Annotated in this window: 12 protein-coding genes and 2 pseudogenes; 10 read left to right on the top strand and 4 right to left on the bottom strand. The window is 45.8% G+C overall.

The window, feature by feature from the left end; genetic code table 11:
• Window positions 1-142: 142 nt before the first annotated feature.
• A complete protein-coding gene (gene rpmE, locus KJB05_RS16605; RefSeq protein WP_005435070.1) occupies window positions 143-364 on the bottom strand; it encodes a 50S ribosomal protein L31 in 222 nt (73 codons plus the stop codon).
• A 295-nt stretch (window positions 365-659) separates the two neighbouring features.
• Here rpmE and priA point away from each other — a divergent pair, with 295 nt between their 5' ends.
• The 7 genes and pseudogenes from priA to rraA all read left to right on the top strand — a co-directional run bounded on the left by priA (window position 660) and on the right by rraA (window position 8,671).
• The gene (gene priA / locus KJB05_RS16610; RefSeq protein WP_208444347.1) at window positions 660-2,861 is read left to right on the top strand and encodes a primosomal protein N'; all 2,202 of its coding nucleotides are present in this window, start codon (window positions 660-662) and stop codon (window positions 2,859-2,861) included.
• A 203-nt stretch (window positions 2,862-3,064) separates the two neighbouring features.
• Window positions 3,065-4,075: pseudogene (cytR, locus tag KJB05_RS16615) on the top strand (DNA-binding transcriptional regulator CytR); the annotation flags it as partial.
• 151 nt (window positions 4,076-4,226) lie between these two features.
• Window positions 4,227-4,778, top strand: coding sequence for an SPOR domain-containing protein (locus KJB05_RS16620; RefSeq protein WP_020196517.1), 552 nt, complete (start codon window positions 4,227-4,229; stop codon window positions 4,776-4,778).
• Window positions 4,779-5,067: 289 nt separating this feature from the next.
• Window positions 5,068-5,619: an ATP-dependent protease subunit HslV gene (hslV, locus tag KJB05_RS16625; RefSeq protein WP_005435051.1), complete on the top strand. Its 552-nt coding sequence runs from the start codon at window positions 5,068-5,070 to the stop codon at window positions 5,617-5,619.
• A 29-nt stretch (window positions 5,620-5,648) separates the two neighbouring features.
• Window positions 5,649-6,980: an HslU--HslV peptidase ATPase subunit gene (gene hslU, locus KJB05_RS16630; RefSeq protein WP_020196516.1), complete on the top strand. Its 1,332-nt coding sequence runs from the start codon at window positions 5,649-5,651 to the stop codon at window positions 6,978-6,980.
• A 176-nt stretch (window positions 6,981-7,156) separates the two neighbouring features.
• Window positions 7,157-8,074 (top strand): 1,4-dihydroxy-2-naphthoate polyprenyltransferase, encoded by a 918-nt coding sequence (locus KJB05_RS16635; protein ID WP_020196515.1) that lies wholly within the window; start codon window positions 7,157-7,159, stop codon window positions 8,072-8,074.
• A gap of 75 nt (window positions 8,075-8,149) precedes the next feature.
• Window positions 8,150-8,671, top strand: a complete 522-nt coding sequence (gene rraA, locus KJB05_RS16640) for a ribonuclease E activity regulator RraA (RefSeq protein ID WP_039841359.1) — start codon at window positions 8,150-8,152, stop codon at window positions 8,669-8,671.
• 108 nt (window positions 8,672-8,779) lie between these two features.
• On the opposite strand, the gene zapB is transcribed toward rraA, so the two are convergent.
• Window positions 8,780-9,022: a cell division protein ZapB gene (gene zapB, locus KJB05_RS16645; protein WP_005435037.1), complete on the bottom strand. Its 243-nt coding sequence runs from the start codon at window positions 9,020-9,022 to the stop codon at window positions 8,780-8,782.
• Between the two features lie 346 nt (window positions 9,023-9,368).
• Between zapB and glpX the strand changes: the two genes are divergently transcribed.
• The 3 genes from glpX to KJB05_RS16660 all read left to right on the top strand — a co-directional run bounded on the left by glpX (window position 9,369) and on the right by KJB05_RS16660 (window position 11,956).
• Window positions 9,369-10,376, top strand: a complete 1,008-nt coding sequence (gene glpX, locus KJB05_RS16650; RefSeq protein ID WP_039984690.1) for a class II fructose-bisphosphatase — start codon at window positions 9,369-9,371, stop codon at window positions 10,374-10,376.
• A 482-nt stretch (window positions 10,377-10,858) separates the two neighbouring features.
• Window positions 10,859-11,473, top strand: coding sequence for a metalloregulator ArsR/SmtB family transcription factor (locus KJB05_RS16655; protein ID WP_208444348.1), 615 nt, complete (start codon window positions 10,859-10,861; stop codon window positions 11,471-11,473).
• Window positions 11,474-11,593: 120 nt separating this feature from the next.
• Entirely contained in the window at window positions 11,594-11,956 is a 363-nt protein-coding gene (locus tag KJB05_RS16660; protein ID WP_208444349.1) for a DUF3135 domain-containing protein, read from the top strand.
• Here the strand turns inward: KJB05_RS16660 and KJB05_RS16665 are convergent.
• Both KJB05_RS16665 and KJB05_RS16670 read right to left on the bottom strand, forming a co-directional pair.
• On the bottom strand, window positions 11,953-12,240 hold the full coding sequence (locus KJB05_RS16665; protein ID WP_208444350.1) for a GIY-YIG nuclease family protein: 288 nt from the start codon (window positions 12,238-12,240) through the stop codon (window positions 11,953-11,955). The genes KJB05_RS16660 and KJB05_RS16665 overlap by 4 nt on opposite strands.
• A gap of 405 nt (window positions 12,241-12,645) precedes the next feature.
• Window positions 12,646-13,007 (bottom strand): annotated as a pseudogene (locus tag KJB05_RS16670) (DUF805 domain-containing protein).
• Window positions 13,008-13,010: the final 3 nt, after the last annotated feature.

Genomic DNA, 13,010 nt, shown 5'->3' on the forward strand with positions numbered 1-13,010 from the left:
CACACTTTAGGATGCAATAGCCGAGTGAAAAATAATCGAACAAATTTTAGCCGCTCGATTCTCCCCTACTTTTGCGCTAGCCATAAACAAAAAGGACGCCGAAGCGTCCTTTTTTAAACTGTAATCGTAATAGCGCCTGCTATTATTTCTTACCGCTTGATAGTGCACCGAAACGCTTGTTGAAGCGATCAACACGGCCGCCTGTATCAACGATACGTTGCTTACCAGTGTAGAATGGGTGACACTTGTCACATACGTCTAGGTGGATAGAATCTTTACCTAGAGTAGAGTTGAACTCGAAAGAGTTGCCGCAAGAACAAGTAGCAGTTACTGCTTTGTATTCTGGGTGGATACCAGCTTTCATGGGATAACCTCAATTGTAGGCCGTGTCGCTATACGAATCTAAGCCGCACACCACACGTAATTAATAATAAAATGCGATACCGCATCGACCATTTGCCGAAGCCATATCTCAAGGCGCAGTATACTAATGAATCGCTAAGCTAGGATCAACACATTTGGCAACTTTTTCGCCACTTTTTTCACCAGTACTTTAGTACTGAGAGCAATCACTTCCCCAAAAATGCGGAGCGCTCGAATTTTTCACTGTGTTTTAATAGACTATACCTCTCTTCCCTCTTTTATATAGTAAAGATTCTATGCGTCCATCCATCGCCCGAGTGGCACTACCGGTCCCTCTAGATAAGCAGTTTGACTATGTCATTCCTGGGCACCTGTTTCCGGTGATTGGAGGACGTGTTTCTGTTCCTTTCGGCCGACAAACCTTGGTTGGCGTTGTCACAGCGATGGTTAATCATTCTGATTTTCCAAAAGAACAACTAAAACCAATTAAAGCCGTCTTGGATGCCCAACCTGTTTGGCCTGAGAGGCTTTATTCTTTACTAATATGGTGTAGCCAGTTTTATCAGTACCCTCTTGGGGACACTTTGCACAATGCTATGCCAGCCGCTCTGCGAAAGGGTAAGCCCGCGGATTTCGCCACATTACAAGAGTGGCAAATCACCGCCTCGGGTAAAGACAAGTTAATGCAAGGACTTGGGCGTGCGGTCAAACAACAACGCGCTTTACAGATTTTGGTCAACGGTGCCGTCCCACACCAAGAGTTTATTGATCAAGAAATAGGCTCTGCGGTACTTAAGTCTTTGGAAGAGAAAGGCTGGGTTGAACGCATAGAGAAAAAGCCTACAGTAACTAAGTGGAGCACTCAGGTTGAACGTGACGTCGAAAAACCAAAACTCAACCATGAGCAAGCGCTTGCTATTGCGAGCGTAAACAGCCAAACAGGTTTTGCCTGCTATTTATTAGAAGGTGTAACAGGTTCAGGTAAAACAGAAGTTTACTTGAACCTAATCAAGCCAGTTCTTGAGCAAGGTAAACAAGCTTTGGTTTTAGTACCCGAAATTGGCTTAACTCCACAAACCATCAACCGCTTTAAACATCGATTTAATGTGCCTGTGGATGTCATTCACTCTGGGTTAAATGATACCGAGCGACTCAACGCTTGGCTTTCTGCGCGAGACAAAGCCGCCGGCATCATTATTGGTACGCGCTCTGCCCTACTGACGCCTTTTGCTGATCTTGGCATTATCATTGTTGATGAAGAACACGACTCCTCTTATAAGCAACAAGACAGCTTGCGCTACCACGCTCGTGATGTCGCGGTCATGCGTGCGCACAAAGAGCAAGTGCCTATTGTTCTTGGCTCAGCGACCCCTGCTTTAGAAACGCTGCATAATGCGCTATCGGGCAAATACCACCACTTAACATTGACTCAACGTGCTGGCTCTGCGGTACCCACCACCAACAAAGTACTCGATGTTAAAGGGCTTTATTTAGACAGTGGTTTGTCCGCGCCTTTGATTGCTGAAATGCGAAAACACCTTAAAGCTGGCAACCAAGTGATGTTGTTCCTAAACCGTCGTGGCTTCTCCCCTGCCTTAATGTGCCATGAGTGTGGTTGGATTGCGGAGTGTAAACGTTGCGATGCTTATTATACGTTCCATCAATACAGCAATGAGATTCGCTGCCATCACTGTGGCTCACAACAACCAGTAATACATCAATGTCAGGGCTGTGGCTCTACCCAGCTAGTGACGGTTGGCGTGGGTACTGAACAGCTTGAACTGCAACTGGCAGAGCTGTTCCCTGAATATAAAGCGATTCGTATTGATAGAGACAGCACTCGCCGTAAAGGCAGCTTGGAAGATGCGCTCGAGTCAATTCGTAAAGGTGAATACCAAATTCTGATAGGGACCCAGATGTTGGCGAAAGGCCACCACTTCCCTAATGTCACCCTTGTTGCACTATTGGATGTCGATGGCTCTCTATATAGTAGCGACTTCCGCGCCTCCGAAAGGCTCGCTCAGCTATTTATTCAAGTTGCGGGACGTGCAGGCCGTGCAAGCAAACCCGGTGAAGTGATTCTTCAAACTCACCACCCTGAACACAGCTTACTGCAAGCCCTGCTTCAGAAAGACTATCGTCACTTTGCGATGACAGCGTTGGAAGAGCGCAAACTGGCACAGCTTCCACCTTATAGTTTCTTAACGTTGTTTAAAGCAGAAGCCAACCAAAGTGAAGTAGTTGAAGACTTTTTGCGTCAGGTTCGTTTTACTCTGGAATCACATCCGCTATTCGATGACTCTTGTATGGTGTTAGGCCCAACACCATCACCTTTGGCTAAGCGTGCCGGTAAGTATCGTTGGCAGCTTTTACTGCAAACTCAACATCGCTCATTGATGCAAAAGTTATTAACCAGTGCCAAACCTGCTATTGAGTTGTTGCCAAATGCCAAGAAAGTTCGCTGGAATTTAGACATAGAACCACAGGATCTCAGCTAGCAAACGTTTAACTATGTAATGAATTACCTTTTAATGTGATGGAGTTCTCATTAGGATTGCAATTTTTGTTAAACAGACCGTAACTTTCCCTTTAGAAATGAATAGACTATTCAAATTAGTAAAGTCTAAAGTGGATCAGTCACATAGACTTCAATTAGAAAAATGATGAACGTCATCTTGGCAATTATTTTAAGAGGGTAAAAACTATGGCGACAATGAAGGATGTTGCCCAGCTTGCAGGGGTATCTACTGCTACGGTATCGCGAGCATTGATGAATCCAGAAAAAGTCTCTTCATCGACAAGAAAGAGAGTGGAAGATGCCGTACTAGAAGCTGGTTATTCACCGAATTCATTAGCTCGTAACTTACGTAGAAATGAATCAAAGACCATTGTCACTATCGTCCCAGACATTTGCGACCCGTACTTCTCTGAGATTATTCGCGGCATTGAAGACGCAGCAATGGAGCACGGCTACCTTGTTCTACTTGGTGATAGCGGTCAGCAGAAAAAGCGTGAAAGCTCATTTGTAAACTTAGTCTTCACCAAACAAGCTGATGGCATGCTGCTTCTAGGAACCGACCTGCCTTTTGATGTCAGCAAGCCGGAACAGAAAAACCTACCACCTATGGTGATGGCGTGTGAGTTCGCACCAGAGCTTGAACTGCCAACGGTGCACATCGACAACCTTACTTCTGCGTTCGAGGCTGTAAACTACCTGACTCAACTTGGCCATAAGCGTATTGCTCAAATCTCTGGTCCAGACACTGCGGTACTTTGCCAATTCCGCCAACAGGGTTACCAGCAAGCGCTTCGTCGCGCAGGCATTAATAAAGAAGAGCAATACAGCGTAATCGCTGACTTCTCTTTTGAAGGCGGCGTGCAAGCAGTACGTAAACTCCTTGAGTTACCGGAACCGCCAACCGCACTCTTCTGCCACTGTGACACCATGGCGATAGGTGCCATTCAAGAAGCGAAACGTCTAGGGTTACGTATTCCTCAAGATTTATCGATCGTGGGCTTTGATGACATTCAGTTCGCACAATACTGCGATCCACCGTTAACGACTATCTCCCAACCTCGTTATGAAATCGGTCGTCAAGCAATGTTAATGATGCTTGAACTATTGAAAGGCCATGACGTTCACTCCGGCTCTCGTTTACTAGAGACTAAGTTGGTTGTTCGTGGCAGCGCAGCGCCACCGCCATTGCGTTAATCAGTAAATAAACATGAAAGCGATGCTTCTGGCGTCGCTTTTTTATGCCTACTTTCCTGTACGTAGCTAACAAGAATGTTCGAATAGGGTGTTTTCTCATTGCGTTCTGGATTAACATATTTGCCAGAATCCTTGATGACCTGAAGTAACCGTGGCAAATAGAGATTATGTAAGACGCGGACGCGGCGCTCCGAAAAAGTCTACAAAAAAACAACCTTCAAGAAAAAAACCTTGGCGTAGTGGTCTACTGGCAATCTTGCTCGTGGGCGGCTTTGGCTATGGACTGTATTTGTTAAGCTCTGATCCAGAACCTGAGCAAACTGTTGTGGTTGAAAAGCCCGTAACGAATACCACCAGCAAACCAAAGGCGAAGAAAGACATTCCACCTCCACCAGAAGAAAAGTGGGAGTATGTGGAATCTTTACCGCAGCGTGAAGTAGAAGTCGTTGCGAAAGAAATTCAAGTATCCAAAGTACCTTACGTGATGCAGTGTGGCGCTTACAAAAAGCAAAGCCAAGCCGAAGAGCGTAAGTTAGCTATCGCCTTCCAGGGCATGACCAGCCGAGTCATTAAGAAAGAAGGCAGCTCTTGGTATCGTGTTGTTCTTGGTCCATACAAGTTCAAACGAGATGCAGAAAAAGATCGTCACAAACTGCAACGCGCGAAGATCGAGCCATGTGCTATTTGGAAAGAGAATCTATAATTCTCACAGTTCGATGAAATACAGAGACCAACCGAGCGATCGGTTGGTCTTTTCTATTATCTAGAGGGCAGGAAAGCGAGATTCCCTACTCGTTTAGCTTCACTGTAGGGAGTGACACAGATAACACGTCACCAGCACGCCTTATTTGCCCCAACGCCATCGCTCTCATTCTTGTTCAAAAAGACAAAGCACTCTGTCTATCATCGAAAAACAACTTCCCCTTGAATCCACAATTCATTTGCCCCATATACTTAATTAAATCCAAAGAGAAATAATTAAGAGGTCGACTGTGACTACCATTGTATCTGTACGTCGAAACAATAAAGTCGTCATCGCGGGTGATGGCCAAGTGTCGCTAGGCAATACCGTAATGAAAGGCAACGCGCGCAAAGTTCGCCGCCTATACAACAACCAAGTGCTTGCAGGCTTCGCTGGCGGTACAGCAGATGCCTTCACCTTATTCGAGCGCTTCGAAAGCAAGCTGCAAATGCACCAAGGCCATTTAACAAAGGCAGCGGTGGAGCTAGCAAAAGATTGGCGTAGCGACCGCGCACTTCGCAAACTAGAAGCCCTATTGGCAGTAGCAGATGAAACCGCTTCATTGATCATCACGGGTAACGGTGATGTGGTGCAGCCAGAAAACGATCTGATCGCAATTGGATCTGGCGGCGCGTACGCACAAGCTGCAGCAACAGCCCTATTAGAAAACACAGACCTAGACGCGCGTGAAATCGCGGAAAAAGCATTGAACATTGCTGGCGACATCTGTGTATTCACCAACCATCACCACACTGTAGAAGAACTAGAATCTACAGTAGAGCTTCCTAAGCCAACGGCTTAAAAGCAATCGTAACGAAGTAAGGAAAGAATATGTCTGAAATGACTCCTCGCGAAATCGTTCATGAACTGAACCGCCACATCATTGGTCAAGACAAAGCAAAACGTTCGGTTGCGATTGCACTACGTAACCGCTGGCGTCGCATGCAGCTTGAAGAAAGCTTGCGTGTTGAAGTAACGCCAAAGAACATTCTAATGATTGGTCCTACTGGTGTAGGTAAAACTGAAATCGCACGTCGTCTTGCTAAACTGGCAAATGCACCATTCATTAAAGTAGAAGCAACTAAGTTCACGGAAGTGGGTTACGTAGGTAAAGAAGTGGAAACCATCATCCGCGACCTTACCGATGTTGCAGTGAAGATGACTCACCAACAAGCGATGGAAAAAGTAAAATTCCGCGCTGAAGAGCAAGCGGAAGAGCGTATTCTTGATGCTCTACTTCCACCAGCTCGCGATGCTTGGGGTCAATCTGAGCAAAAAGAGGACACATCGAACACGCGTCAAATCTTCCGCAAGAAACTGCGTGAAGGCCAGCTAGATGACAAAGAAATCGACATCGACGTAGCTGCACCGCAAATGGGTGTAGAGATCATGGCGCCTCCTGGTATGGAAGAAATGACCAACCAGCTACAAGGCATGTTCCAAAACCTAGCCGGTGACACTAAGAAGAAACGTAAGCTGAAAATCAAAGACGCAATGAAAGCGTTGGCAGAAGAAGAAGCTGCGAAACTGGTTAACCAAGAAGAGCTGAAAGAGTCGGCAATCTTCAACGTAGAGAACAACGGCATCGTATTCATCGACGAAATCGACAAGATTTGTAAGCGCGGTGAAAGTTCTGGCCCTGATGTTTCTCGTGAAGGTGTTCAGCGTGACCTACTACCGCTAATCGAAGGTAGCACGGTATCAACGAAGCACGGCATGGTGAAAACTGACCACATCTTGTTTGTAGCATCTGGTGCATTCCAAGTAGCGAAACCTTCTGATCTGATCCCAGAACTACAAGGTCGTCTACCAATCCGCGTAGAACTTGAAGCGCTAAGCAGCAATGACTTTAAACGCATCCTAACCGAGCCAAAAGCGTCTCTGACAGAGCAGTACATTGCACTGATGAAAACAGAGAGCGTAGATGTAGAATTCACTGAAGATGGCATCACACAAATCGCGGAAGCGGCATGGACAGTAAACGAAACCACTGAGAACATTGGTGCGCGTCGTCTACACACTGTGATGGAGCGTCTGATGGACGAGATTTCTTACGACGCAACAGAAAAAGCCGGTGAGAAGTTCGTCATTAACGCGGCTTACGTGAAAGACCGCCTAGGCGATACGATTGAAGATGAAGATCTAAGCCGCTTTATTCTTTAAGCGAGCCTCGACTCTCATCAAGGCTGCCATATTGGCAGCCTTTTTATTGCCTCAAATATGGAAACTGTGTTCCTTCTCCGTAACCCTTTGACTCTTAATTGACTTGCTTCAGGTCAATAGCGTATTGAGCGCTTTGTGCTTATACTGGGCACATTGGTTACTAGCACGAAATATCCATGAAACAATCATTGCAGATCTGGCTTGAAGCCGCTCGCCCAAAAACATTACCCCTCGCACTGGTGTCTATTTTGACCGGTAGCGTACTCGCCTACTCTGCGGGACACTTCTCGCTGACGATTGCCATTATGGCGTTTATCACGGCGACCCTACTGCAAATTTTGTCGAACCTTGCGAACGACTACGGCGATGCAGTGCAAGGCACGGACAACGACAACCGTTTAGGCCCTCAGCGCGCAATGCAATCTGGCGCAGTCACAGCACAGCAAATGAAAGTCGCGATCATCTTCAATATCATTCTGACGGCAATTGCTGGCTTAACTCTGGTGTTTTACGCACTGAGTTCTTTTGAGAGCATCATTACCTTTATCGGTCTTGGCATTCTTGCCATTATCGCAGCGATTGCTTACACCATGGGTAGCAAACCATACGGCTACGTCGGCTTAGGCGACCTGTCCGTTTTCATCTTCTTTGGTTTACTTGGTGTGTCTGGTACCTACTTCCTACATACTGGTCATGTAGATGCGACATTGTTCTTACCTGCATTGGGCTGTGGCTTGTTAGCGGTAGCAGTGCTGAACATCAACAATATGCGTGACATTGAAAACGACAGCGAATGCGGTAAGCGCACCATGGCCGTTCGACTTGGCCAACGTAAAGCAAAGCAATACCACTTCATTTTACTTGGTGGTGCCCTATTGGCTTTCGCGGCTTACCTGCTTATTCAAGACAAGCCAGTGTGGATTAGTCTGCCCTTCTTGATCAGCATTTACGTGGTGGCTCATCACGGTAAAGCGGTTTGGGATACCGAGAAGCCAGCGCAAATCGCACCTATGATGCCTGTTGTTGTGAAATGCTCACTGGTCACTAACGTTTTATTTGCAACAATTGTGGTAGCTCAAACTCTGATGAGTTAAAAAAGGATTGTCATTGCATTGACTTAATGCCTAGATATACTCAAAGACAACAGTTTCTGTTTAGAAAGGTACGCTATGGAATACAATACCTCAGCACTCTGTGATATCTATCTTGATCAGGTAGATGTAGTTGAACCAATGTTCAGTAACTTTGGCGGCCGAGCGTCGTTTGCCGGGCAAGTGACGACAGTTAAGTGCTTTGAAGACAACGCACTGATCCGCGAAACGTTAGAACAAGATGGTATCGGACGAGTATTGTTGATTGATGGTGGCGGTTCCCTACGCAGAGCCTTAATCGATGCAGAAATCGCAACGCTTGCAGAAGAAAACGAATGGGAAGGAATTGTCGTTTACGGTTGCGTCCGTGAAGTGGACGAACTAGAAGATATGAACCTTGGCATTCAAGCACTCGCGTCTATCCCTGTCGGGGCAGCAAACCAAGGTATCGGTGAAATCGACGTGCCGGTTAACTTCGGCGGTGTTAGCTTCCTACCTGAAGATTACATCTATGCAGATAGCACTGGCATCATTCTCTCTCCTGAGCCTCTCAATGTAGATTTAGAGCTCGATGAAGAAGACGAAGGTGAGGAAGGTTAAATTAACCTCACTCCATGATTAGCGACTAACTACATCGCTAACACCCCATCGCCAAATACGCAAACACCCGCCGAAGCGGGTGTTTTTGATTCTGGATACTTAAGTGAATTATTCCACTTCGTCCATCTTGCCAAGTAGTGCACGAATGCGCTCTTGCCACTGAGCATGCTCTTGTTGAGCTTGCTGAGATTTTTGCTCAAGCTCTTCACGTTGAGAACGCATTTCGTTAGCTTCAGCTTCTAATTTCACTTTGTCTTCTTTCAGCTCTTCAACTTCCATCTGAAGAAGAGTGATTGTGTCAACTGCAGTTTGAATTTTCGCTTCTAGTTGTTCTAGTACTTCAAAAGACATCTTGGCCTACCTATTGTTATTCCGTGGGACGATGCGCGAGCGTTCGCTTGCACCTTACCTATGAGGTTCATTCTACTCAGCGTAGCGATGAGAAACACTTACTATATTCGATATTTTGCATCATTCGGTTAAAAAATCAGCGCAATCTCACTAAACGCTGACTTTTCTTATCCTCGAAGCATTTTTGAGCAATGTATTTTCCCATCACTACCCCATAAACTCACCCAAGTATTGATCAAATTCAACTTAGTTAAAGTAAAAGCTCAGCAAAAAGGCAAACGTTTAACTGACGATGTGATAAAATCGCCGCGCAAATTATTCTTCCCTCTTGTTACTTGGAGACATCATGAAACGCGATTTAGCAATGGCATTTTCCCGTGTTACTGAAGGTGCCGCTTTGGCTGGTTACAAATGGCTTGGCCGTGGCGACAAAAACGCAGCGGACGGTGCTGCAGTTGAAGTGATGCGCACCCTACTGAATAAAACAGACATCAGTGGTGAAATCGTTATTGGTGAAGGTGAAATCGATGATGCACCAATGCTGTACATCGGTGAGCAAGTGGGTATTGGTGGCGACGAAGTCGATATCGCGGTAGACCCAATCGAAGGCACACGCATGACCGCAATGGGTCAATCTAACGCCCTAGCAGTATTGGCAGCTGGTGAGAAAGGCAGCTTCCTTAAAGCACCGGACATGTACATGGAAAAATTGGTTGTTGGTCCAGGAGCAAAAGGCGTTATCGACCTAGGTAAGCCACTTAAAGAAAACCTAGAAAACGTAGCAAAAGCACTGAACAAGCCTCTTGATACGCTAGTCGTTATTACTCTTGCGAAGCCTCGTCACGATAAAGTGATCGCAGAGATGCAAGCCATGGGCGTTCGCGTATTCGCAGTGCCAGACGGTGACGTAGCTGCTTCAATCCTAACTTGTATGCCTGACAGTGAAGTAGACATGATGTACTGCATCGGCGGCGCACCAGAAGGTGTAGTATCTGCAGCCGTGATTCGCGCACTGGACGGTGACATGCATGGTCGTCTTCTTCCTCGTCACGAAGTAAAAGGCGATACGGAAGAAAACCGCATCTACGGCTCAGCGGAACTACAACGCTGTGAAGAGATGGGTGTAAAAGCGAATGTTGTATTGAAGATGGAAGACATGGCGCGCAGCGACAACGTTGTCTTCTCAGCAACAGGCATCACTAAAGGCGACCTGCTAGAAGGCATCTCTCGCCAAGGCAATATCGCAACAACAGAAACCCTACTGATTCGTGGTCGTTGTCGTACTATCCGCCGCATCAAGTCTACACACTACCTAGAGCGTAAAGATCCAGAAGTGCGCGATATCATTCTGTAATCATTGTTCGAGGCTCCCGCTCACTCTGAGTTGGAGCCTTTCTTTCCCTGCAAGTCATTTACGCTTCCTTTGTCATCATCAGAGTGCCTCACTCTAGCGAGCAAGAATTTAGTTCCAGCGAGCTCCCCATCTTTATTCCTAAACTCAGGCTATAGAATCAACGGATAATAGATTCTGAATCACCTAGTTCCTCGCTGTTCAGAATGACGATTACTTTAGCAAGCTATAAACCAAAAGAGTTCGTTATCCTAGCGAGACTAAGGATCCAGTCACAGCAACCCCCTATTCTTTCCTACTCACCTTAAACCACAGCACAAACGGACAATAGATTCTGAATCATCTCGTTCCTCGTTGTTCAGAATGACGACATATCTTTGTTCGCATGAGCATAGACCCAACAAATCCACACACAAACTAAGTCAACACTTTTCTTTACTAACCCTATCGCGCATAATATGTACTGACGTATAAATGGTGGGTATATGAAGACCGTAGATAGGATTTTGCAAATCGTTAAGCGTGATGGCTCTGTCACCGCGAAACAACTCTCTTCTGAACTGGGTATGACGACCATGGGTGCGCGTCAGCATCTACAAGGTTTGGAAGATGACGGCGTCCTGTCGATTCATGATGTAAAAGTCAAAGTTGGTCGCCCAACTCGTCATTGGTCTCTTACACAAAAAGGTCATGAGCAATTTGCTGATCGCCACGGTGAACTGACCATTCAGTTTATTGAATCGGTAGAGCACATCTTCGGTAAAGACGGATTGGAGAAAGTCACGTCCGAGCGCGAGAAACTCACCTTACAAAACTACCAACAGCATCTTGAGCAGTGTGACTCTCTAGAGAGCAAACTAAAGACACTGGTTTCTCTGCGTGAGCAAGAAGGCTACATGGCAGAATTAGAGAAAGATGAGCATGGATTTATTCTCATCGAAAACCACTGCCCTATCTGTAAAGCTGCGACTCGTTGCCCAAGCTTGTGCCAATCTGAGCTCAACGTCTTCCAGTCACTTCTCGGCAGTGACACCAAAATAGAGCGAGCTGAGCACATCATCAGTGGTCAACGCCGCTGCGTGTACCGCATTCAAGCCTAATATCTCGACTCTCTTCCACCTTATTATGAACATACGCTCTTATTAATGAGAAGATGTTGTAATTCTTTCTATCTCCGTTTCTACATGGATTAAGCTTTTATTAATTAGGAGCAACGTCCAATGGATTTGGAGATAGCCATGCCAAGCACCCACAAACAACAAGTTTTGCCCTCATTCGATGAAATGGTAAAAATGGCGGAACGCGATCCCGAAGCCTTTGAACAGTTTCGTCATGATATGGCAAAAGAGATGATCGAAGGTGCCTCAGAGCAGATGCAGCCAAGATTATGGGCGCAACAAAGCCACATAGATAGAGTCATCCACAACTGCAAGAACCCAAACCACACCAATGTTATGTTGATGAATGAGCTACAGAAACAGGTGGTGAAATTTAGAGAGGTATTACAAGGGAAGTCTGCACCAACTCAAAAAGCCGATGTCGTTGAGTTGAGAGCGTTTAGAGGTAGGGATGATTTTTACTAAAACTCATTGGATAAATCGAGAAAGTCAGGATTCGTTTTTCTCACTAAATCTAACTTCCATTCACGCTTCCATTGTTTCAGCTGCTTTTCTCTGTTTATGGCTAAAGCCATGTCTTCGAACAGTTCAAAGTAAACGAGCTTATGAACGTGATACTTCTTGGTAAAGCCCTCGACTACACCGTTTTTATGTTGCCATATTCTTTGGGCCAGTTGACTGGTAACACCAATGTAGAGAACAGAGTTATTTTTTGAAGTTAGGATGTAAACGCAAGGTGTTTTGTCGATGGTTCATTCTCCTTAACGAGTTGTTTTAGTTTCCTATTGTAACCCACCAGCAAAGTTAGCTTACTTCAAACTCGGAGCACTCGGTGAGTAGATTCTGAATCACGCTCGTCCCTCGCTTTTCAGAATGACAGTTAATTTAACTTACTATTAAATAAAATAAACCTGTCACTCTAGAGAGCCTCAGCGAGACTAAGAATCCAGTTTCAACGCTAGAGATGTAGGGGCATTATCTAAGGAGCGCTTGGTAAGTAGATTCTGAATCACGTTCGTTCCTCACTGTTCAGAATGACGGAAATCTGGGGACATTGTGCGTTTAGCAGCCAGATGACTAAAAGTAAACTGTCATTCTAGCGAGCTCCAGCGAGACTAAGAATCTACGTCCAACGAGTCCGATACCCAGAGGCCTTACTTCGGCTCAGGACCGTAGCTGTTCTGGCCTACCGTACCTTTCAAGAAACCACACTCCACCAGAATCCATAGGCCACAAATAAGAGAAATCGAAGCGATCATCATTGCGGTGTCGATGGGTCTTGTGCTGCAGGATTCGTCATCGGCGTTGCAACTCGACCAATGATCAACGGGATGTTTAACGCTAGCCAGTAAATCGACTTATTACGGTCATGCCAGCGCTTAGTGGTGATCGCCAAATCCGGGATAAGAAGAATCAATAGGAAGATAGGCAGAAGAATATAAGAAAACGCAGGGAACAACTTACTGATGCCTGCACCAAAGCCCAAGATCATGATGTAGTAGATTATATTCCACATCCA

Origin of the sequence: Vibrio sp. B1ASS3 (assembly GCF_905175355.1) — a bacterium.
GTDB classification, from domain to species: Bacteria; Pseudomonadota; Gammaproteobacteria; order Enterobacterales; family Vibrionaceae; genus Vibrio; species Vibrio owensii.